This is a genomic window from Mesorhizobium sp. BHbdii (assembly GCF_053848045.1).
Genome location: NZ_JBSPKX010000001.1, coordinates 2,272,825 through 2,292,717, shown reverse-complemented (window position 1 = coordinate 2,292,717; position 19,893 = coordinate 2,272,825). Strand labels below are relative to the sequence as shown.

Genomic DNA, 19,893 nt, shown 5'->3' with positions numbered 1-19,893 from the left:
AGCGAGGGTCTATCGACAGGCCAGCCTGTCGTCCGCGCTGCTGCACGTCACGGCCACTTGCCCCTTTGCGGCGCTGGTTCGATCAAGCGCGATTTGAACGCGCGTGGCGTATGCCTGGCTGGCCAGGCCGCACCACAGTCGCTCGACGGGCAGGTTTTCGCGCTTGTCGTTGAGGATCGAAAACGTCCCGGTTTTTGGATCGAACCACAGCTCGACACTGGCGCTCTTGCCAGGCGCCGCGGTGGCGATCGTGGCCGAATACCAGTGGGCGAAGTCTGCGTTGCAGGAAAGCGCCTCGCGCCCCGCATTCGAAATCGTCAGCGGCACACGATCGAGCCCGTCGGTGCCGGTTCGCACGGTGACGTGCCGCAATTCAACCGCGCTGGCGAACGACGTGAACGCCAGCGCTATCGGAAGGATGTATCGCACAACCACCTTGCCTGAACTCCGTATGGAATTGTTCAGGCAGTCTACCTCGCGTTTGCGCAATAACAATAAGAATATCTTGGTTCAACCGAACAGAGAGGGTAACATGTCTAAGTTTCTGAAGAGCAGCGTAAGCGCTGTTATATTAAGCAGCCTCTTGCTGGGCAATGCACTTGCCGCCGAAGTCAAGTCCATTGCCATCCTGACGCCGGAAGAAGGCACTGATTATGGCTGGAACCAGCAAGGCATCGACGCTGCCAAGGCAGCGGCGAAAGCTGCCGGTGTCGAGATAGTGATGGCGCAGGGGCTCGGCTATGGTGACGTGCGGCCGACATTGCGGGAACTGGCGGCTGACGGCGCCAGCCTGCTGATCGCCCATGCCAGCGGCTACAACACCGCGGCACCCGAAATCGCCAAGGAAACCAAGGTGCCGGTGGCGATCGTCGATACACCGACCGGTCTGGAGAAGGGCCTGGTCGCCGACTACACGCTGAGCGGTCACCAGGGCGCGTATCTTGCCGGTCGTCTCGCCGCCAAGATGTCGCGTTCCAAGTCGGTCGGTATCGTCGTGTCCGGCGAGCCTCCGTCGTGGAACTCGCAGTCGGCTGCGTTCGCGCAGGGCGTCAAGGCCGAGAATCCGGACGTCAAGGTCACCTATGCGGTGATCGGGCCCGCCGCCTACAGCGATGCGGCCGGCGGCAAGCGCGTCACCGAAAGTGTGATCGCGTCCGGCGCCGACATCATCTTCGGCCAGGGCAACGGCTCGAGCTTCGGCATGCTGCAGGCGGTCGAGACGACCAAGGCCGGCGATGGAGGCAAGGTCTATTTCATCGACGTCATCGGCGACAAGACGCCGATCGACAAAGGTTTCCTGCTTTCGTCGGTGGTCTGGAATATCGAGCCGGTCTACGCGGCGATGATCGCCGACCTGAAGGCCGACACGTTCGGCACCAAGAGCTACTCGATCGGCCTCAAGGACGATTCAGTCAAGCTTTTGAAAACCGCTGCGATCCCCGACGATGTCTGGGCGGAGATCCAGGCGCTGCGCGAAGACATCATTTCCGGCAAGACCAAGGTCGATCCGGTCTATGATGCAGCAGCCGTCAGGGCGCTGATGACCAGCGTCGCCCAGTAGGGCGATCAAAAGCAGGCTTCCGGAGGGGTGATCCGTTCACCCCTCCGAACCGATTTTATGTTTTCAAGGCCTTGGCTTTCATGAGCAGTGCGTCCTCATTGTCGGTCGACAAGCGCGACATCGTCGCGCTTGAAGGCGTCACCAAACGGTTCCCCGGTGTGGTCGCCAATGACAGCGTCGATCTGGCGATCCGTCCGGGCGAGGTGCATGTGTTGCTCGGTGAAAACGGCGCCGGGAAATCCACCTTGATCGGCATGCTTTCGGGCCTGCAGCAGCCGGACGAGGGGCGCATACTTGTCGACGGCGAGCCTACCGCGATCACATCGCCCCGCCATGCACTGGCGCTCGGCATCGGAACCGTATTCCAGCACATGATGCTGGTGCCGACGCTGACGGTGGCGGAAAACCTGCTGCTCGGCGGACCGTGGTGGCAGCGCCCCAAAACCGAAGAATTGGAAGAGCGCGTCGCCGAAATCACAATGACACTCGGCATCACGGTCAAGCTGCATGCCAAGGTGTCGGAACTCTCGCTCGGCGAGCAGCAGCAGGTCGAGATCCTGCGCGCGATGGTGCGCAACAGCCGGCTTCTGATCCTCGACGAGTCGACCTCGATGCTAACGCCGAAGGGCATCGACGAGCTTGGCGCGCTGATGCGCCGCCTGGTCGAGCAGGGGTTGGCGATCGTCTTCATCACCCACAAGCTCAAGGAGGCGGCGGCTTTTGGCGATCGAATCTCGGTGCTGAAACTCGGCCGCAAGGTCGGCGAAATTCCTCCCGAGCGGTTTCGTGCACTGGGCGAGCAAGCGATCATCTCTGAGATCGTCGAATTGATGTTCGGCAAGCAGAAGGACGACCCGGAAGCGGCCGAGCGTCCGGTTCGCACCATCCACGCCGAAGCGGCTCCGCTGCTTCAGGTCCATGATCTCGGCGTTGCGCCGACAGACGATGCGCCGGGCCTGTCGTCGATTTCGTTCGATATCCGTCCAGGCGAACTGCTGGGCATCGCCGGTATCGACGGCAATGGCCAGAAGCAACTGGCGGAGGCGCTGGCCGGCCAGCGTGCGATTGTGGGCGGGTCGGTGCGGCTGCAGGGCTCGCCCATCGAGACGCTGAGTGTCGGCGAACGCCGCCAGAGGGGCCTTCGCTATCTGACCGACGACCGGCTCGGCGAGGGCACGGTCGGGACCTTCCCGGTCTCGATCAACTTCTTTCTCAAGCAGGTCGGCGCGGCCCCCTTCTGGCGCAGAGGCGTCGAGCAGCGCGCCGAAATCGACAAGCGCGCGGCCCAACTGGTCCGTGAATACGACGTGCGTACGCCCAGCCTGAAAACGCCGGTCGCCCGGCTCTCCGGCGGCAATATCCAGAAGGTGCTGCTGGCGCGCGAACTCGCCGAAGGCGCAAAAGTGGTGATCTTCAACAAGCCGACATACGGGCTCGATCTCGCCAACACATTGGCTTCACGCCAGCGAATCCGCGACACGGCGGCTCGCGGCCTTGCCGTGCTGCTCATCTCCACCGATCTGGAGGAGTTGCTCAGCATGTGCGACCGCATTGCCGTCATCGCGAACGGATCGCTCGTCGGCACCGTCGAGAATGCCGACGATGCCCGCACCAAGATAGGTCGCTTGATGATCGGGCTTGCCGCATGAGCATCGACACCGCACCATCCGCCGGTGCAACCGCACTCGATGCCACGGCTGCTGTGGTCACGCGCCGCGATATCCAGCATCGGCTGCTGATGACGCTCGGCCCGATCCTGGCCGCGCTGATCATCGCCGGCAGCATCCTGCTTGCCGTCGGCGTCGATCCGCTTGCCTACTATGGCTTTGTGCTCAAGAGAGGGCTTTTATCGCCGCTCGGCATCCAGCAGACGCTGACGCGCATGGCGCCACTGCTGTTTCTTGCCGCCGGTCTGATCGTGGCCTTTCGCGCCGGCATGTGGAATCTTGGCGGCGATGGCCAGTTCCTGCTCGGCGCGGTAACGGCTGCGGCCAGCGCTCCGGCTCTCGTGCAGGTCATGCCGGCCTGGCTGGCGCTGATCTGCTCGTTCGTCATCGCCATGTTGGTTGCGATGATCTGGTCGCTGGTGCCGGCGCTGCTGCGGGCCTATCAGGGCGTCAACGAGATCATCACCACGCTGATGATGACCTTCCTGGGTACCTCGCTTGCCAATGTGCTGGTCAAGTTGGTGTTTCGCGATCCAGGGACTACCGTGCCGCAGACCCGCACTTTGCCGGTCGAGGACCGGCTGCCGCGCCTGTTCGACACGACCATCACCAGCGGATTGCTTCTGGGACTGGTGGCAATCATCACTGTACATCTGGTGATGACGCGCACGGCCTTCGGCCTGAAGCTGAGGATCGTCGGCGCAAACCCGCGCGCAGCCATCCATGCGGGGCTCGGCGTGCCGAAGCTCACCATTGCCGTCTTCGCCATTTCGGCCGGGCTGGCCGGCCTTGCCGGCGCCGTCGATATCCTCGGCGTTCAGGGTAACGTCCGCGCCGACTGGAACCCTGCGTATGGGCTTGCAGTCATCCCCGTGGTGTTCCTCGCCCGCATGAACGGCTTTGCCGCCATCGGTTTCGTGTTCCTGCTCTCGGTGCTGTCGATCGGCGGCGAGAGTGCGGCGCGCCGGCTCGACGTGCCCAATCATTTCACGCTCGTGCTGGTCTCCATCGTGCTGATCGTGCTCGCGCTCGCCGAATACCTCGATCACCGCTACAACCAGTCGCGAAGGAACTGAAGCGATGACCGGGCTGTTCGGCGAAGTCTTTCTCAGCGCGCTTTTGTTTGGCGCGGTCACCGCGGCGATCCCGCTGCTGCTGGCCGGTCTCGGCGAACAGATGTCCGAAAAGGCCGGCGTACTCAACATCGGCATCGAGGGCATGATGCTGGCCGGCGCCTATCTCGGCTTTGTCGGCGCCTTCTATTCCGGATCGCTGTGGCTCGGCTTTCTCACCGGCGCCGGCGGTGGTATCGCGGTGGCGCTGGTCATGGCGCTGCTTTGCGTGCGCATCGGGTTGAACCAGATCGTCATCGGCATCGCGCTGACGCTCGGACTGGAAGGTCTGACGGCTCTGCTCCACCATTTCCAGTTTTCGCGCAGCTATCCCCGCCTGCCGGCAGTGGACGTGACCGTCATCCCGTTGCTGTCGGACATTCCGGTCATCGGGCCGGCGCTGTTCAGGCAGCATCTCAGCGTCTATCTCGCGGTCGCGCTGGTTTTCGCCATGGGCTACGTCTATCGGCGCACGCAGCTCGGCCTCACCCTGCAGGCGGCGGGCGATAAGCCGGCCGCCCTTGACGTCGCCGGCATTGACGTCGTGCGAACCCGCACCATCGCCGTGCTGACGACGGGAGCGCTGGCGGGGCTCGGCGGCGCCTTTCTCGCCAATGTCGGAGCAGGCCTGTTCATTCCGTTCATCACCAATGGCGCGGGCTTTCTCGGCATCGTGCTGACCATGCTGGCACGCGGCCGACCGGTCTGGGTGCTGTTCGGCGCCTTGCTGTTCGGCGTCTGCCTGTCGCTGACGACGGCCATGCAGGTGGCCGGCATCAACATACCAACCGACGTCATCCAGATGCTGCCGTTCATGGCGGTGATGATCATGCTGGTGCTGTTCGGCCGGCGCGCCAGTCTGCCGGCAGCGCTCGGTATTCCTTACGAGCGCGGCGCGCGCTGACGGCAATTCATGCGCGGATGGGACCCGCGCCAAAAGAGGAGACAAAAATGTCGGATACCAAGGTCTACCTGCTCGACGGAGATTCGCTCGTGCTCGACGGCTATCACGTGTTCTGGAATCGCGGCCCCGGCGGCGAAGTGCGCTTTCCCGTCTATTCGATCCTGATCGAGCATGCTGAGGGCCGGTTCCTCATCGACACCGGCTACGACTACGATCACGTCATGAAAGTGCTGCCCTTCGAAAAGCCGATCCAGGAAAAGCACCAGACAATTCCCGGCGCCCTGGCGCTGCTTGGTCTCGAGCCGAAGGATATCGACGTCGTTGTCAACTCGCATTTCCACTTCGACCATTGCGGCGGCAACAAGTATTTCCCGCATGCCAAGAAAATCTGCCATCGCACCGAGGTGCCGCAGGCCTGCAATCCCCAGCCTTTCGAGCATCTCGGCTATTCCGATCTGAGCTTTTCGGCGGAGGCTGCAGAAGCGCGTGGCGCAACCGCGCAATTGCTGGAAGGCACGACGCGGGCTAACTCGACCTTTGAGGGCATTGACGGCGATGTCGAGCTTGCCAGGGGGGTCAAAATGATCTCGACGCCCGGCCATTCGATCGGCCATTACAGCCTGCTGGTGGAGTTTCCCAAGCGCAAGCCGATCATGTTCACCATCGATGCAGCCTACACGCAGAAGAGCCTTGAAACGCTGTGCCAGGCGGCCTTCCACATCGACCCAGTGGCGGGTGTCAACTCGATGCGCAAGGTGAAGAAGCTCGCCGAGGATTATGGGGCCGAGCTGATGTATTCGCACGACATGGAAAACTTCAAGACCTATCGGATCGGCACGCAGTTCTACGGCTGACCGCCGTCAATGCGGAGACAAAGACCATGCGCTATTTCGAACACGCCGAACCGGTCATCACGCTCACCGCGGGGCCGGTGAACGCTTATCCCGATGTGCTGCGCGGCCTCGGCCGCACCGTGCTCTACGACTACGACCCAGCGTTCCAGCTCTTTTACGAGGGTGTGGTCGACAAGGCGCAGAAGGCAATGCGGCTGTCGAACAGGCCGGTCATTCTCCATGGCGAGCCGGTTCTTGGCCTGGAGGCGGCCGCAGCCTCTCTGATCACGCCTGACGACGTCGTGCTCAACCTTGCCTCCGGTGTCTACGGCAAGGGGTTTGGCTATTGGGCCAAGCGCTATTCGCCGCAACTCCTCGAAATCGAGGTGCCCTACAACGAGGCGATCGACCCGCAGGCGGTTGCGGCAATGCTGGAAGCGCATCCGGAAATCACCATCGTTTCCGTCTGCCACCACGATACGCCGTCGGGCACCATCAACCCGATCGACGCCATCGGCGCGCTGGTTTCGGCGCATGGCGCCTATCTGATCGTCGATGCCGTTTCGTCCTTCGGCGGCATGAAAACGCATCCTGAGGATTGCAAGGCCGACATCTACGTCACCGGGCCGAACAAATGCCTCGGCGCGCCTCCCGGCCTCACGATGATGGGCGTCAGCGAGCGCGCCTGGGCCAAGATGAAGGCAAATCCACTGGCGCCACGCGCGTCGATGCTCAGCATCGTCGACTGGGAGCATGCTTGGTCGAAGGACAAGCCGTTTCCCTTCACGCCGTCCGTCGCAGAGATGAACGGGCTCGACGTCGCGCTCGACCTCTACCTCAACGAGGGACCGGCAGCGGTGTGGGCGCGCCACGCGCTGACCGCCAGGGCCATGCGCGCGGGCGTCGCCGCCATGGGTCTGTCGATCTGGGCCGCCAGCGACAATGTCGCATCGCCAACCACGACTGCCGTCCGGACGCCAGAAGACATTGATGAGAAGGCGCTTCGCCAGGCGGCGCGCGCCCGCTACGGCGTGGTGTTTTCGTCGGGCCGTGGCGAAACATTGGGCAAGCTGACACGTATCGGCCATATGGGCCCGACCGCCCAGCCGATCTATGCGATCGCGGCGCTGACGGCACTTGGCGGCGCTATGAATGCTTTAGGCCAGGAACTCGCGGTCGGCAAAGGCATCGACGCGGCGCTGGCCATTATCGACGCCGACGCGTGAACCAGAAAATCACCAGATCACAATTGAGGGAGCGTTTTCATGACTGAACGGCTTGCGGGAAAGACCGCCCTGGTTACCGGGGCCGCACAAGGCATCGGCAAGGCGATCGCCGCGCGGTTGGCCGCCGATGGCGCGACCGTCATCGTCAGCGACATCAACGCGGAAGGCGCCGAAACCGCGGCCGGGTCGATCGGCGGAAAAGCGAAGGCGATCGCCGCCGACATTTCCGATCCTGCATCGGTCAAGGCACTCTTCGCCGAGATCCAGGCGCTGACCGGGGGCGTCGATATTCTGGTCAACAATGCCAGCATCGTGCCGTTCGTCGCCTGGGACGATGTCGATCTCGACCATTGGCGCAAGATCATCGACGTCAATCTGACCGGCACCTTTATCGTCAGCCGCGCAGGAACGGACCAGATGCGTGCAGCGGGCAAGGCCGGCCGGGTGATCAGCATCGCCTCCAACACCTTCTTTGCCGGCACGCCGAACATGGCAGCCTATGTCGCGGCCAAGGGCGGCGTCATCGGTTTCACCAGAGCGCTCGCCACAGAGCTCGGCAAATACAATATCACCGCCAACGCGGTGACGCCGGGCCTAATCGAGAGCGATGGCGTCAAGGCGAGCCCGCACAACGAGGCGTTCGGCTTCGTCGAGATGCTGCAGGCGATGAAGGGGAAGGGCCAGCCGGAACATATCGCCGACGTGGTGTCGTTCTTGGCCTCGGACGACGCGCGCTGGATCACCGGCCAGACGTTGAATGTCGACGCCGGCATGGTGCGTCACTAAAAGCGCATCGCGTCTGAAAGGATACGACAGGCTGATATCGATGGAGGCTTTCGTCAAAAAATTCGCTTACATTACATTTGTCCGCGCGAAACCGGAGACCCGAAATGAAACCTCGGTCCGCAATTGTCGCACTGGCGCTTGCCCTGGCCTTGGTTGCCGGCCCGAACGAGGCGAGATCGCAGGAACGCGCATGTCGCAGTCCCGATCCCATCGACACCGTAAACGAGATGTTCTCCGCGATCGTCGCCTGTTGGGAGCCGCCGCCCGGAACCGCGGGCATGACTCTGACGCTGCAGTTCTCAATTCGCCGAAACGGCACACTTATCGGCAAGCCTCGCGCCACCTACTCCCGTCTAGGGAATGATGCCACGCTTAACCGGGCCTTCGTGGCTTCCGTCCTCGAGGCTCTTGACAAGGCTCTGCCACTGCCCGTTTCGGACAGCATGGGTGGAGCGATCGCAGGGCGTATGCTGTTCCCTCGCTTCACAGCAGCGAGTGGGGCTGCATCCTAAAGCGCGTCCGGCATTAAACCGGCGGATTTTGCGGCTGGAAGAATTTGCCGCGCTCGGCGATCAGCACCATCACCAATGCGCCAAGCGAAACGCTGCAGAATCCGGCGGCCAAGGGCGTCACTGTGCCGTTGAAGGCTTGGCCGATCAGCGTGCCGAGCAGGCCGCCGAGGAAGGTCTGCATGAAACCCAGAATGGACGATGCCGTGCCGGCCAGTTGGCCGAGCGGCTCCATGGCGAGCGCGTTGAAATTCGCACCGAGTGCGCCGAACGGGACCATCGCGCAGGCAAAGAAGGTGATGAAAAGCCAGAGCGGCATCTTCATTTGGATGGAAACGATCAGCCAGGCGAGGCTGATGGCCAGAAACAAGAGCAGCGCGCTCTGCGACAAGCGGCGCATGCCGATGCGGCCGACAAGGCGCGAATTCAGATAGTTCGAAAAGGCGAGCACGCCGGCTATCCCTGCGAAAATCACCGGGAACATCTCGCCGACGCCGAAAACGCCGACATAGATCTGCTGCGCCGAGTTGATGAAGCCAAACATTGCGCCAAAGGCAAAAGTGCTGGCAAAGGCATAGCAAAGTGCCATGCGATTGGTCAGCACGATGCGGAAGCCGCCGATGATGGATTCGGCCGTCAGCGGCCTGCGATATTCGGGATGCAGCGTTTCGGGCAAGCGCAGCAGCGCCCAGGCCGACACGATCAGCGCCCCGGCCGCCATAGTGATGAAGATCACGTGCCAGGTCGCGAACAGCATGATGAACTGACCGATGCCGGGGGCGACGACCGGAATGGCCATGAACACCATGAAGATCAATGACATGACCTCGGCCATGCGCCGGCCGTCGAAAGTGTCGCGCACGATCGAGACGGCGATGACGCGTGTGGCCGCGGCGCCGATGCCTTGCACCACCCTGCACAGGATAAGGATGGCGAATGTCGGGGCAATTGCCGCCGCAGCCGCTGCCGCGACATAGATCACCAGCCCGACAACGAGCGGAGCACGGCGCCCGAAGCGGTCCGAGATCGGTCCGAAGAAGAGCTGTCCACCGCCAAAGCCCAGAATATAAGCGGCAATCACATATTGGCGGTGGTTTTCATTCTCCACACCCAGCGAGGCGCCGATCTGCTGCAGTGCCGGCAGCATGATGTCGATGGCTAGCGAGTTGAGCGCCATCAATGCCGCGCACAGAGCGATGAATTCCCAGCGCGGAATAGGCAAGGTACCTGCCTGTTGCGGCGCTTGTGCATGCTGATCCACGGCAAAGTCCGATCTTCAAACGAAAAAGCGCCGGCGCACCGGCGCATTCGTTCGTCTTGTACCCCGACACCGGGAGGTAATCAGCTTGGCGAAGTGCCCGACGTGCTCGTCAGGCGGCGCCTTTGACGCTCACGCCCTTTTCGACGAGGAACGTCTGAAGTTCCCCTGCCTGGAACATCTCGCGGATGATGTCGCAGCCGCCAACGAATTCACCCTTGACGTAGAGCTGAGGAATCGTCGGCCAGTTGGAGTATTCCTTGATACCTTGCCGCAGCTCGGACGACGTCAGCACGTCCACGCCCTTGTAGTCGGCCCCGATGTAGTCGAGGATCTGCACGACCTGACCGGAAAATCCGCATTGCGGGAAACCGGGCGTGCCCTTCATGAAGAGAACGACGTCGTTGCCCTTCACTTCGCTGTCGATGTAGTCGTTGATACCGCTCATGGAGAATCCTTTCATGCCCGCGGGAGTCGGGCTCGAAACATACCCTTCAAATAAACCCATAGGTTGCCCGAAACAAGACGTTTGCCGCATCGTCACGCAAATGGCGCAAAGGATGGCCTGATATTGGGCCAAGAGCATCGGCCAGCTATTTCCTAAGGAAGCGATGAAAAGGCGACTTAGCGCGGCAATCCTGATTGGGGTTCTGCTCGTTGCGCTGGCCTTGATCTGGTGGTTCAGGCCATCGGAGCATCCGCCTGTCACCGTCGGCGGCAAACTGCCCGGGCCATGCCGGGACCTGAATTTCGAGGCGATCCCCTATATCGTCTGCGAGATCGATCTTCGCAGCTACGACGTTGCTGTCTTCCACGCCGGCGCAGACGGCAAAGCTTTCGGCTCGCTGGACAAATTCGACAGGGCGATGTCGGGCGAGGGCAGGCCGGTGCTGCTCGCCATGAACGCCGGCATGTATCATGAGGACCTGACGCCGGTCGGCCTTCTCGTCGAAAATGGTCGCGAGATGGCGCCGCTCAACCTCGCTGATAGCGAAGGCAATTTCTTCCTGAAGCCGAATGGCGTGTTCCTGGTTCGGAACGACGGCTTGGCGGCGGTCATGGAAACGAACGCCTATGCCGCCGCCAAGCCGGACGTGGCGTTCGCCACGCAATCCGGCCCGATGCTGGTGATCGACGGCCGGCTTCATCCTCGCTTCGAGGCGAACGGCACGTCGCGTCACATCCGCAATGGCGTCGGCGTGCGTGACGAAGACACGGTCGTGCTGGCGATCTCACGCTCGCAAGTCAGTCTCGGCAGCTTTGCACGCCTGTTCCGTGATGCGCTGCATTGCCCCAACGCACTTTTCTTCGACGGCGTGGTTTCGGCGCTGTCGAATGGCGAGAGGATGATCGTCGGCGGAAACTATCCTGCAGGGCCGATCATTGCCGTCTCGGCGAAAAAGTGACGAGGGGTTGGAGGCGAAACCCTCAGTCCGGCACGCTGGTCTGCAAAGCGAGCGCGTGCAGCACGCCGCCCATATTGCCCTTCAATGCGTCATAGACCATCTGATGCTGCTGGACGCGGCTTTTTCCGCGAAAGCTCTCGGCCACCACCTCGGCCGCATAATGGTCACCGTCGCCGGCCAGGTCGCGAATCGTCACCTTGGCGTCCGGAATGCCTTCCTTGATTAGCCGTTCGATGTCGTGCGCATCCATTGCCATGCGAGGATTCCTTGTTCAGGTCGTGATCTCATAGATATGATCGAAATGGCGGATGGACCACCCAAACGGCCCCACTCGATCATATCACGGGTCCACGAGCTCATTTCCCATGAAGCGAGGAAACCAGGATTCGTGGGCAGCGGTCAATTCGCCGACAGGGATCGCCCGTGCCTCGCCGAGTTTCAGGTCACTACCGCCGGTCGAGCCGATCCACGGCGCAAAGATGCCGAGCTTACTTTGCTGTTCGCGAATTGCATCCCATTCATCGCTCTGCGGATCGATCGACAGCGTCAAGAGATAGCGGCCCTGATCCTCGCCGAACCAGACCGGGATCGGATCGGTCCCGACCAGGCCGGGGACGGTCGCGCCGATGCCGGACGCCATCGCCATCTCGGCCAGCGCGACCGCAATGCCACCATCGGAAACGTCATGTGCAGCGGTAACGACGCCGGAGGCGATCAGGGCGCGTACATGGTCGCCGACGCGCTTTTCATGGTCGAGGTCGACCGGCGGCGGCGGGCCGTCGGTGCGGCCATGAATGTCGCGCAGGTAGGCCGACTGCGCGAGATGCGTTCCCCACATGGACGGCGCGCCGACCAGTAGGATCATCTGGCCCTCGGCGGCAAAGCCGATCTGTGCCATTTTGGACCAGTCGGCGATCAGTCCGACGCCGCCGATGGTCGGCGTCGGCAAGATGCCTTGCCCGTTGGTTTCGTTGTACAGCGAGACATTGCCGGAGACGATCGGAAAGCCGAGAGCACGGCAGGCGTCGCCAATGCCTTTCACGGCGCCGACCAACTGGCCCATGATCTCGGGCCGTTCCGGATTGCCGAAATTGAGATTGTCGGTGGCCGCGAGCGGCAGGGCGCCGGTGGCGGTAAGGTTGCGCCAGCATTCGGCCACCGCCTGCTTGCCACCCTCGTAAGGGTCGGCCTCGCAATAGCGCGGCGTCACGTCGGACGAGAAGGCGAGCGCTTTGGTCGGATGACCTTCGACGCGCACCACGCCGGCATCGCCGCCCGGAAGCTGCAGCGAATTGCCCTGAATCAGCGTGTCGTACTGCTCCCATACCCAGCGGCGCGATGAAAGGTCGGGTCCGCCGAGCAGTTTCAACAAAGCCTCGGCGATGTCCGCTTGTGGGGCATCGCTGGCAGCCAGGGGCGCCGGCTTCTTCGGCTCGGCCCAGGGACGGTCATATTCCGGCGCCTGGTCGCCAAGGTCTTTGATCGGCAGATTGGCGACTTCGTCGCCCTGATGCAGCACGCGAAAGCGCAGATCGTCGGTGGTCTTGCCGACGATGGCGAAGTCGAGGCCCCATTTGTGGAAGATCCCCTCGGCTTCCTTTTCCTTTTCGGGGCGCAGCACCATCAGCATACGCTCCTGGCTCTCCGACAGCATCATCTCATAGGCGCTCATGCGCTCCTCGCGCACCGGCACCTTGTCGAGGTCGAGCTCGATGCCGAGGTCGCCCTTGGCGCCCATCTCGACCGCCGAGCAGGTGAGACCGGCAGCCCCCATGTCCTGGATGGCGATGACGGCACCGGACGCCATCAGCTCGAGGCAGGCTTCGAGCAGGCATTTTTCGGTGAACGGGTCGCCGACCTGAACGGTGGGCCGCTTCTCGTCGATCTTGTCGTCGAATTCGGCCGAGGCCATGGTTGCGCCGCCGACACCGTCGCGGCCGGTCTTGGCGCCGAGATAGACGACCGGCAGACCGACGCCCTTCGCCTCCGACAGAAAGATCGCATCGGTCTTGGCGAGCCCCGCCGCGAAGGCGTTGACCAGGATGTTGCCATTGTAGCGCGCGTCGAAATTGACCTCACCGCCGACCGTCGGCACGCCGAAGGAATTGCCGTAGCCGCCGACGCCGGAAACGACGCCGGCAACGAGGTGTTTGGTCTTGGGATGGTCCGGCGCACCGAAGCGCAGCGCGTTCATCGCCGCGATCGGCCGCGCGCCCATGGTGAAGACATCGCGCAGGATGCCGCCGACGCCGGTCGCCGCCCCCTGATAGGGCTCGATGTAGGAGGGGTGGTTGTGGCTCTCCATCTTGAAGACGACGCAGTCGCCGTCGCCGATGTCGACCACGCCGGCATTCTCACCCGGTCCCTGGATGACCTGCGGTCCTGTGGTCGGCAGCGTGCGCAGCCACTTCTTCGAGGATTTATAGGAACAATGCTCGTTCCACATCGCCGAGAAGATGCCAAGCTCGGTAAAGCTCGGCTCGCGCCCGACCAGGTCGAGGATGCGTTGATACTCGTCGGGCTTCAGCCCGTGCGCGGCAATGAGTTCCGGAGTGATCGGCACGGAATTGGAAATGGTCATGGGCGGCAATTTATATCCTTGGATCGAGTCCCCTCTTATCGCAAGCGCGAAGGCCGATACACCCATCAAGCGACGAAAAACGATGGAAAGCCCACTCGACCCGCCGGTTTCAAGCCGGTTCAGGAGAAACTGTCGTATCCGGCGCGGCCCTCGTCGAGAAGCCGCCTTATCACGCCGACGCCGCCCGCGATGTCCTCTCGCCGACTCGGCTGCGAAACGCCAAAACGCACGCCGTGGAAAACCTGCTCGGAACGTCCCGCCTTGAACTCGTCCTCATCATCGATGAGCACGCCATGTTCGAGACAGGCATTCTTGAAGGTGCCGGAAAGCCATGGATCAGGCAGGGTGAGCCAGACAAAGGGCACATTGTCCACTGCCTTGAAGTCGAACCCGGCCAGCGTCTCGCGCACGATCGCGATGCGCGCGTTGATCTCGACGATGCTGCGATTGCGCATCTCGCTGGCCTGGCCGGACAGAACCAGCCGGCTACACACTTCCGCCAGCAGGAAGGGGAGGCCACCCGTCAGCATCTTGTGAGCGACCCGGATCCGGTGGCGATAGGCCGGTGGACAGGCGAGCCAGCCGCCGCGAACACCAGCCGCGACGGATTTCGACAGGCCCCCGGCAACGATGGTCCGTTCGGGGGCATATTCGGCCAATAGCGGGGTCGGGTCGTCGGTCAGATCGCCATAGAGATCGTCCTCGATCAGGATGACATTGTATTCGCGCGCGACGCGCGCGATCGCCTCGCGGCGTGTTGCCGACAGCGTCACCAGTGTGGGGTTCTTGGCCGTCGGCATCAGGAACATCATTTTCGGATGTTTTTGCGCGCAGACGCGCTCGAAATCCTCTGGGTCTAGTCCTTCGTCGTCAGACGTCACCAGCGCGGTCCGGCGGCCGATCAGGCCGGCGCTGCGTGAAATCTGCGAATAGGTGAGGTGCTCGAAGACGATATAGTCGCCAGGCGTGGTGAGCGCGGCAATCGCCGCCATAACCGCCGCATGGGTGCCGAGCGTCGGTACGATGCCGTCAGGGCTCGGGCGAAACGAATTTCGCGAGAGCCAGCTGCAACCGGCCTCGAACCAGCGGTCCGGAAAATCCCGCGTATAGCTTGAAATCTCATACCGATGGTCCTGCGCCGTGCGCGAGAGCACATCGGCGACAATGGCGCCCTGGCCAATATCCGGCGCAGCCGTGCTGTCGAAGCGCAACTTACCGCGAGGCGCATCGATATAGCGCGTGCCTTCCACATGTGGGTCGGATGCCAGCAGATCGGTCTTGGTCTCATGCCGGCCCAGAACATAGGTTCCGCGCCCGACTTCGCCGCTCACCAGCCCCCGTTCGCGCAACAATTGGTAGGCCCGACCGACCGTGCCGACAGTTGTTCCGATGTCATAAGCCAGGTCGCGTTGCGGCGGCAGTTTTGCCCCCGCATCGATAACGCCGCGGTCGATGTCGGTTTCAATGGAATCTGCAAGCCGCTGGTAGAGGGGTCCGGAGCCGGACGTAAGGTCGGGTAGCCAATTTGTCATGGTGACAATTTTCTATATTGCACCGAATTGAGAGTCAATACATATGGATTGCGCAACAAAAGGGTACAATCTCGAATTCTGGTAGCAAGAAAATGGCTGCAATCGATACAATCCGTTACACGAGAGCTGAATTGCTCGGAGTCGGTCCGTCGGGCCGGCAAGGTTATGTCCGTCGCCTGGTGCGCACGGTCAGGTCACTCGCGAGCCGGATCGGCAGCCTGCTGGATCGCCGGCGAAGCCGGCTGGCATTGCTGGAGATGACCGACGATCAGCTCAAGGATATCGGCATCTCGCGCTGCGAGGCCCACCGAGAGGGTCTGAGGCGGTTCTGGGACTGAAAGATGCATCAAGCTTGTGTGCATCCTTAAGAAGACGCGGTCTTAGGACGCCTTTTCGTGCCTTGATCGTTACCGTGGCTCCTCATCCGTGAGACGCCGCGGTCTGCAAGTACGGCGACTATGCACAGCACCAGAAAAAGCCCGGTGATGCCGAGCGCCGAGACGGCGACGCCGGCGGCGCCGTTAGGACTCTTCGCCTGATATCGGCGCGCCAGTGCATTAGGCCGTCATGGCCGCTTCCTGCAAATCGCCGGTTTGGTCATAGGCCTGGCCACGCTCGTCCTGCAAATCTGCATCACCATTCCGGCGTCGATGGCACGCTACGCAGCCACACCGCAGGCCGGGTTGCCTGTCTGCCAACGGGCGATGTCCGAGCCGATGCGCGCACCGAGCGGTTCGGCCATCAGCGGACCGTACACGTCCACCCGGCGTGAATTGCCTTGCGCCTGCACGACCAGCAACGGCTTTGCGCCATAATGCTTGGCTGGGACCAACAGGAAGCGCGGCGTGCCGGTGAACGAATTCAGCTCATTGGCCATCTGATAGGGCCTGAAGGCGGGATCCTTGCTGGCGATCCAGCATTTGTGAGCGGCGATCGCCACCTGTTCCATGGCAAGCAGCGCCGCACTCTTGCCCGAAGGCGCCGGTGCGCTCTTCGGCTTCGATTGGCAGGAGGCGAGCACAAGGCCGGCGGTGGCGACGAGAGCGAGGCGGGCAATCGTCTGTCTCATGGTCAGGCGGCGCCTATTTCGAGTTGGGAAAAGGTATGAGCGCTGAGGATATCAAGCGGCGATGCCGAGGGCACTTTCGAACAGCGCCCGGCCGTCGCTGCCGCCATGCGCTGCTTCGATCAGGTTCTCGGGATGCGGCATCAGGCCAAGCACGTTGCCCTGGCCGTTGATGATGCCGGCAATGTCGTTGATCGAGCCGTTGGGGTTGGTGCCTTCGGCATAGCGGAACACGACCTGCCCTTCGCCTTCGAGCCTGCGAAGCGTCTCGGCGTCGGCAAAGTAATTGCCGTCGTGATGCGCCACCGGCGAGCGGATGATCTGACCCGGCTGATAGCGACGGGTGAACATCGTGTTGGCGTTGGCGATCTGCAGCTTGACTTGCCGGCAGACGAATTTCAGCGAGGTGTTGCGCATCAAGGCGCCCGGCAGCAGGCCGGCCTCTACCAGGATCTGGAATCCGTTGCAGACCCCGATGACCATCACGCCTTTGGCTGCCTTTTCGGCGACCGCCCGCATCACCGGCATACGCGCCGCAATGGCGCCGCAGCGCAGATAGTCGCCGAAGGAAAAGCCGCCGGGGATGGTGATCAGATCGACATCGGGGATTTCGCTGTCGGTCTGCCAAACGGTGACCGGTGGCGTTCCCGAAATCTTGGTCAGCGCCGCGATCATGTCGCGGTCGCGGTTGAGGCCAGGCAGAAGAACGACGGCTGATTTCACCTCAGGCGATCTCCACTGCGTAATTCTCGATCACCGTATTCGCCAGAAGCTTGTCGCACATCGCCTTGAGATCGGCCTCCGCCTTGGCCTTGTCGCTCTCGGAGAGCTCGACGTCGAAAACCTTGCCCTGCCGCACCTGGCCGACGCCGTCAAAGCCCATCCCGGACAGCGCATGCTCGATCGCCTTGCCTTGCGGGTCGAGCACGCCATTCTTGAGGGTTACGGTAATGCGGGCCTTGATCACGCTGGACATGCTCCTGTTCGAAGTGTTGAGCGGCAAAGAATCTCAGTGCGGCTTGCCTTTGACGCCATCGGTAGAGGCGACGAGCACTGGTCCGGCGGGACGCGGCGGCTCGTTTTCGTTCATGATGCCGAGGCGGCGGGCGACTTCTTGATAGGCTTCGACCAGCCCTCCCATGTCGCGGCGGAAACGGTCCTTGTCGAGCTTGTCCTGGGTCGCCACGTCCCACAGACGGCAGGAGTCCGGCGAGATCTCGTCGGCAACGACGATGCGCATCATGTCGCCCTCGAACAGGCGGCCGCACTCGATCTTGAAGTCGACGAGCTGGATGCCGACGCCCATGAACAAGCCGGAGAGGAAATCGTTGACACGGATGGCCAGCGCCATGACGTCGTCGATCTCCTGCGGGCTCGCCCAGCCAAAAGCGGTGATGTGCTCTTCAGACACCATCGGGTCGTCGAGCGCGTCGGCCTTGTAATAGAATTCGATGATCGAGCGCGGCAGCACGGTGCCTTCCTCGATGCCAAGACGCTTGGCCAGCGAACCGGCGGCGACATTGCGCACCACCACTTCGAGCGGGAGGATCTCGACTTCCTTGATCAGCTGCTCGCGCATGTTGAGCCGGCGGATGAAGTGAGTCGGAATGCCCATCCGGTTGAGATGGTTGAAGATGTGCTCGGAAATGCGGTTGTTGAGCACGCCCTTGCCATCGACGATTTCGTGCTTCTTCTTGTTGAAAGCGGTCGCGTCGTCCTTGAAGAACTGGATCAGTGTTCCCGGCTCAGGGCCCTCATAGAGGATCTTGGCCTTGCCTTCATAAATGCGGCGGCGATTTTTCATCTGATCTTTTCTCTGGATTTCCGGGCAGGCGGCAAGCGGCCAGTTCCTGTCCGTCTGCCTAAATTAGTGCGGCAACGGTAGGGGTTCAATGCCGGTGTCTATCCCAATCGCACTGTTTGCTCAATCGGCAAATCCTTTCAATCAACCGCTTTCGGGAATGAAATGCCGCAGCGCAGCAAGTGACATACCATATTGACCGGCCCGCGGGCTTTTGGTTTGTGCTGCGGCAATACAAATATTCCAACTGCCAACGAATCGGATTTGACCGGAGGGATGCCATGAGCAGCATGAAAGATCGCGAGGAGGGCTTCGAGCGCAAGTTCGCAATCGACGAGGAGCTCCGGTTCAAGGCCGCGGCCCGCCGCAACAAGGCGCTCGGCCTGTGGGCCGCCGAAAAGCTCGGCAAGGCCGGGGCCGACGCCGAAGCCTATGCCAAGCAGGTGGTCCTCGCCGACATCGAGGAAGCCGGCGATCACGACGTGTTCCGCAAGATACGCAAGGATTTCGACGAGGCCGGGGTCGTCCAGTCGGACCATCAGATTCGCCGCACCATGGACGATCTGATGGCGCAGGCGATCGAGCAGATCAAGAACACCTGATCCCTTGCTCTGAGCCAATCGATACGCTGGACCAATCGACCGCCCAGTCTCTCCGGGCGGTTTTTCTTTGCCTTTGCAGCTGTTTCCGGCTGAACTGCATTAGAGCGACATGCATCCATTCGGACGCACAAAGTACGCTCTCAAACATGACTCCTCGCGTCGGGCTTGCCGATTTTGGGCCGATGCGAGAGCGATTAAGGAAGGCGCCAATGTCCCTCAAGTCACGCCTTGCGGCCGATGAAACGTTGTGCACCGCATGGTCCGGCGTGCCTGATGCCCTGACGGTCGAGATTCTTGCCAGACAGGGTTTCGATGCCGTCACCCTCGATATGCAGCATGGCGGACATCACGAGGACAGCGTGCTGCGCGGCCTTGGGCCGGTGCTGGCCGCCAACAAACCGGCGCTGGTGCGCATTCCGGTCGGCCGCTTCGACATGGCCAGCCGCGCGCTCGATTTCGGCGCCGAGGCGGTGATTGCGCCGATGGTGAATTCGGTGGCGGACGCGCGGCTGTTTGCCGCCGCCATGAAGTACCCGCCACTCGGCGAGCGCTCCTGGGGCCCGACTTATGCCTTTCCGCGTCATGGCAAGGGCGACTATGCCGACTGGCTGCGCGACAGCAACGAGCGCACCATGGCCTTCGCCATGGTCGAAACGCACGCCGCCCTCGATGCGCTCGACGGCATCCTCGACACGCAGGGTATCGATGGCATCTTCCTCGGCCCCTCGGATTTCTCGATTGCCTGGTCGAACGGCGCCGCCGTCAACTCGACGCTCGAAAGCATGATGGAAACCGTTGCCTCGATCGCCGAGCGGACACGCAAGGCCGGCAAGCATGCCGCAATCTACGTCGTCGAGCCGGCCATCGCCGGCCGTGTGGTGTCGATGGGCTATCGGCTGCTGGCGATGGGCTCCGAGCACGCGCTGATCGGTCTGGGGGCAAAAACCCTGCTGAAGAGCGTCAAGGACTCGATCGGGTCCTAAAGCGCGTCGCGTTGAAGGGATGCAACGCGCTTAATCCTTGTTTTATGCATGTCGTTGTCCCAAAAC

The 19,893-nt window shown here is 62.2% G+C and carries 22 protein-coding genes and 1 pseudogene; 13 read left to right on the top strand and 10 right to left on the bottom strand.

Going from position 1 to position 19,893, the window contains the following annotated elements; translation table 11 throughout:
* Positions 1–9: 9 nt before the first annotated feature.
* On the bottom strand, positions 10–429 hold the full coding sequence (locus ACWTU8_RS11205) for a hypothetical protein (protein WP_455848119.1): 420 nt from the start codon (positions 427–429) through the stop codon (positions 10–12).
* A gap of 103 nt (positions 430–532) precedes the next feature.
* Between ACWTU8_RS11205 and ACWTU8_RS11200 the strand changes: the two genes are divergently transcribed.
* The 8 genes from ACWTU8_RS11200 to ACWTU8_RS11165 all read left to right on the top strand — a co-directional run bounded on the left by ACWTU8_RS11200 (position 533) and on the right by ACWTU8_RS11165 (position 8,601).
* The gene (locus tag ACWTU8_RS11200; RefSeq protein ID WP_455848118.1) at positions 533–1,561 is read left to right on the top strand and encodes a putative B6 ABC transporter substrate-binding protein; all 1,029 of its coding nucleotides are present in this window, start codon (positions 533–535) and stop codon (positions 1,559–1,561) included.
* 80 nt (positions 1,562–1,641) lie between these two features.
* The gene (locus ACWTU8_RS11195) at positions 1,642–3,210 is read left to right on the top strand and encodes a putative B6 ABC transporter ATP-binding protein (RefSeq protein WP_455848117.1); all 1,569 of its coding nucleotides are present in this window, start codon (positions 1,642–1,644) and stop codon (positions 3,208–3,210) included.
* The gene (locus ACWTU8_RS11190) at positions 3,207–4,304 is read left to right on the top strand and encodes a putative B6 ABC transporter permease subunit 2 (protein ID WP_455848116.1); all 1,098 of its coding nucleotides are present in this window, start codon (positions 3,207–3,209) and stop codon (positions 4,302–4,304) included. The genes ACWTU8_RS11195 and ACWTU8_RS11190 overlap by 4 nt, the downstream gene beginning before the upstream one ends.
* 4 nt (positions 4,305–4,308) lie before the next feature.
* Positions 4,309–5,244, top strand: a complete 936-nt coding sequence (locus ACWTU8_RS11185) for a putative B6 ABC transporter permease subunit 1 (RefSeq protein WP_455848115.1) — start codon at positions 4,309–4,311, stop codon at positions 5,242–5,244.
* A 47-nt stretch (positions 5,245–5,291) separates the two neighbouring features.
* The gene (pldA, locus tag ACWTU8_RS11180; protein WP_455848114.1) at positions 5,292–6,098 is read left to right on the top strand and encodes a 4-pyridoxolactonase; all 807 of its coding nucleotides are present in this window, start codon (positions 5,292–5,294) and stop codon (positions 6,096–6,098) included.
* A gap of 26 nt (positions 6,099–6,124) precedes the next feature.
* Positions 6,125–7,303 (top strand): pyridoxamine--pyruvate transaminase, encoded by a 1,179-nt coding sequence (ppaT, locus tag ACWTU8_RS11175; RefSeq protein ID WP_455848113.1) that lies wholly within the window; start codon positions 6,125–6,127, stop codon positions 7,301–7,303.
* A 39-nt stretch (positions 7,304–7,342) separates the two neighbouring features.
* Positions 7,343–8,089, top strand: a complete 747-nt coding sequence (gene pldH, locus ACWTU8_RS11170; protein ID WP_455848112.1) for a pyridoxal 4-dehydrogenase, SDR-type — start codon at positions 7,343–7,345, stop codon at positions 8,087–8,089.
* 104 nt (positions 8,090–8,193) lie between these two features.
* A complete protein-coding gene (locus tag ACWTU8_RS11165; protein WP_455848111.1) occupies positions 8,194–8,601 on the top strand; it encodes a hypothetical protein in 408 nt (135 codons plus the stop codon).
* Between the two features lie 13 nt (positions 8,602–8,614).
* Here ACWTU8_RS11165 and ACWTU8_RS11160 read toward each other — a convergent pair whose 3' ends face one another.
* Positions 8,615–9,859, bottom strand: coding sequence for a multidrug effflux MFS transporter (locus ACWTU8_RS11160; RefSeq protein WP_455848110.1), 1,245 nt, complete (start codon positions 9,857–9,859; stop codon positions 8,615–8,617).
* A gap of 109 nt (positions 9,860–9,968) precedes the next feature.
* Positions 9,969–10,304: a Grx4 family monothiol glutaredoxin gene (gene grxD, locus ACWTU8_RS11155; RefSeq protein WP_455848109.1), complete on the bottom strand. Its 336-nt coding sequence runs from the start codon at positions 10,302–10,304 to the stop codon at positions 9,969–9,971.
* A gap of 163 nt (positions 10,305–10,467) precedes the next feature.
* Here grxD and ACWTU8_RS11150 point away from each other — a divergent pair, with 163 nt between their 5' ends.
* Positions 10,468–11,262 (top strand): phosphodiester glycosidase family protein, encoded by a 795-nt coding sequence (locus ACWTU8_RS11150; RefSeq protein WP_455848108.1) that lies wholly within the window; start codon positions 10,468–10,470, stop codon positions 11,260–11,262.
* A gap of 22 nt (positions 11,263–11,284) precedes the next feature.
* On the opposite strand, the gene ACWTU8_RS11145 is transcribed toward ACWTU8_RS11150, so the two are convergent.
* The 3 genes from ACWTU8_RS11145 to ACWTU8_RS11135 form a co-directional block, all read right to left on the bottom strand.
* Positions 11,285–11,518, bottom strand: a complete 234-nt coding sequence (locus ACWTU8_RS11145) for a BolA/IbaG family iron-sulfur metabolism protein (RefSeq protein WP_023674714.1) — start codon at positions 11,516–11,518, stop codon at positions 11,285–11,287.
* Positions 11,519–11,602: 84 nt separating this feature from the next.
* Positions 11,603–13,843 (bottom strand): phosphoribosylformylglycinamidine synthase subunit PurL, encoded by a 2,241-nt coding sequence (gene purL, locus ACWTU8_RS11140; protein ID WP_455848107.1) that lies wholly within the window; start codon positions 13,841–13,843, stop codon positions 11,603–11,605.
* Positions 13,844–13,962: 119 nt separating this feature from the next.
* The gene (locus ACWTU8_RS11135; protein WP_455848106.1) at positions 13,963–15,375 is read right to left on the bottom strand and encodes an aminotransferase-like domain-containing protein; all 1,413 of its coding nucleotides are present in this window, start codon (positions 15,373–15,375) and stop codon (positions 13,963–13,965) included.
* Positions 15,376–15,467: 92 nt separating this feature from the next.
* Here ACWTU8_RS11135 and ACWTU8_RS11130 point away from each other — a divergent pair, with 92 nt between their 5' ends.
* Positions 15,468–15,713, top strand: coding sequence for a DUF1127 domain-containing protein (locus tag ACWTU8_RS11130; protein WP_095521644.1), 246 nt, complete (start codon positions 15,468–15,470; stop codon positions 15,711–15,713).
* Positions 15,714–15,953: 240 nt separating this feature from the next.
* Positions 15,954–16,028, top strand: a pseudogene (locus ACWTU8_RS11125) (Pr6Pr family membrane protein); the annotation flags it as partial.
* A gap of 5 nt (positions 16,029–16,033) precedes the next feature.
* Here ACWTU8_RS11125 and ACWTU8_RS11120 read toward each other — a convergent pair.
* Genes ACWTU8_RS11120 through purC form a run of 4 tightly spaced genes read right to left on the bottom strand, consistent with a single transcriptional unit; the run spans position 16,034 to position 18,245 of the window.
* Complete coding sequence (locus ACWTU8_RS11120; protein ID WP_029353667.1) at positions 16,034–16,444, bottom strand: hypothetical protein; 411 nt, start codon at positions 16,442–16,444, stop codon at positions 16,034–16,036.
* A gap of 51 nt (positions 16,445–16,495) precedes the next feature.
* A complete protein-coding gene (purQ, locus tag ACWTU8_RS11115) occupies positions 16,496–17,164 on the bottom strand; it encodes a phosphoribosylformylglycinamidine synthase subunit PurQ (RefSeq protein WP_455848105.1) in 669 nt (222 codons plus the stop codon).
* Between the two features lies 1 nt (position 17,165).
* Positions 17,166–17,408 (bottom strand): phosphoribosylformylglycinamidine synthase subunit PurS, encoded by a 243-nt coding sequence (gene purS / locus ACWTU8_RS11110; RefSeq protein ID WP_095521871.1) that lies wholly within the window; start codon positions 17,406–17,408, stop codon positions 17,166–17,168.
* A gap of 42 nt (positions 17,409–17,450) precedes the next feature.
* A complete protein-coding gene (gene purC / locus ACWTU8_RS11105) occupies positions 17,451–18,245 on the bottom strand; it encodes a phosphoribosylaminoimidazolesuccinocarboxamide synthase (protein ID WP_455848104.1) in 795 nt (264 codons plus the stop codon).
* Positions 18,246–18,523: 278 nt separating this feature from the next.
* Here purC and ACWTU8_RS11100 point away from each other — a divergent pair, with 278 nt between their 5' ends.
* Entirely contained in the window at positions 18,524–18,844 is a 321-nt protein-coding gene (locus ACWTU8_RS11100) for a DUF1476 domain-containing protein (RefSeq protein WP_455848103.1), read from the top strand.
* Positions 18,845–19,053: 209 nt separating this feature from the next.
* A complete protein-coding gene (locus ACWTU8_RS11095) occupies positions 19,054–19,827 on the top strand; it encodes an HpcH/HpaI aldolase family protein (protein WP_455848102.1) in 774 nt (257 codons plus the stop codon).
* Positions 19,828–19,893: the final 66 nt, after the last annotated feature.

What these genes read in the sequence shown, in the direction of transcription:
- ACWTU8_RS11135 (WP_455848106.1), bottom strand. Translation starts at nt 15,375, where the DNA reads ATGACAAATTGGCTACCCGACCTTACGTCCGGCTCCGGACCCCTCTAC.
- ACWTU8_RS11195 (WP_455848117.1), top strand. Translation starts at nt 1,642, where the DNA reads ATGAGCAGTGCGTCCTCATTGTCGGTCGACAAGCGCGACATCGTCGCG.
- ACWTU8_RS11150 (WP_455848108.1), top strand. Translation starts at nt 10,468, where the DNA reads ATGAAAAGGCGACTTAGCGCGGCAATCCTGATTGGGGTTCTGCTCGTT.
- grxD (WP_455848109.1), bottom strand. Translation starts at nt 10,304, where the DNA reads ATGAGCGGTATCAACGACTACATCGACAGCGAAGTGAAGGGCAACGAC.
- purL (WP_455848107.1), bottom strand. Translation starts at nt 13,843, where the DNA reads ATGACCATTTCCAATTCCGTGCCGATCACTCCGGAACTCATTGCCGCG.
- ppaT (WP_455848113.1), top strand. Translation starts at nt 6,125, where the DNA reads ATGCGCTATTTCGAACACGCCGAACCGGTCATCACGCTCACCGCGGGG.
- ACWTU8_RS11165 (WP_455848111.1), top strand. Translation starts at nt 8,194, where the DNA reads ATGAAACCTCGGTCCGCAATTGTCGCACTGGCGCTTGCCCTGGCCTTG.
- ACWTU8_RS11095 (WP_455848102.1), top strand. Translation starts at nt 19,054, where the DNA reads ATGTCCCTCAAGTCACGCCTTGCGGCCGATGAAACGTTGTGCACCGCA.
- ACWTU8_RS11145 (WP_023674714.1), bottom strand. Translation starts at nt 11,518, where the DNA reads ATGGCAATGGATGCGCACGACATCGAACGGCTAATCAAGGAAGGCATT.
- purC (WP_455848104.1), bottom strand. Translation starts at nt 18,245, where the DNA reads ATGAAAAATCGCCGCCGCATTTATGAAGGCAAGGCCAAGATCCTCTAT.
- pldA (WP_455848114.1), top strand. Translation starts at nt 5,292, where the DNA reads ATGTCGGATACCAAGGTCTACCTGCTCGACGGAGATTCGCTCGTGCTC.
- ACWTU8_RS11120 (WP_029353667.1), bottom strand. Translation starts at nt 16,444, where the DNA reads ATGAGACAGACGATTGCCCGCCTCGCTCTCGTCGCCACCGCCGGCCTT.
- ACWTU8_RS11190 (WP_455848116.1), top strand. Translation starts at nt 3,207, where the DNA reads ATGAGCATCGACACCGCACCATCCGCCGGTGCAACCGCACTCGATGCC.
- ACWTU8_RS11130 (WP_095521644.1), top strand. Translation starts at nt 15,468, where the DNA reads ATGGCTGCAATCGATACAATCCGTTACACGAGAGCTGAATTGCTCGGA.
- ACWTU8_RS11185 (WP_455848115.1), top strand. Translation starts at nt 4,309, where the DNA reads ATGACCGGGCTGTTCGGCGAAGTCTTTCTCAGCGCGCTTTTGTTTGGC.
- ACWTU8_RS11200 (WP_455848118.1), top strand. Translation starts at nt 533, where the DNA reads ATGTCTAAGTTTCTGAAGAGCAGCGTAAGCGCTGTTATATTAAGCAGC.
- pldH (WP_455848112.1), top strand. Translation starts at nt 7,343, where the DNA reads ATGACTGAACGGCTTGCGGGAAAGACCGCCCTGGTTACCGGGGCCGCA.
- ACWTU8_RS11100 (WP_455848103.1), top strand. Translation starts at nt 18,524, where the DNA reads ATGAGCAGCATGAAAGATCGCGAGGAGGGCTTCGAGCGCAAGTTCGCA.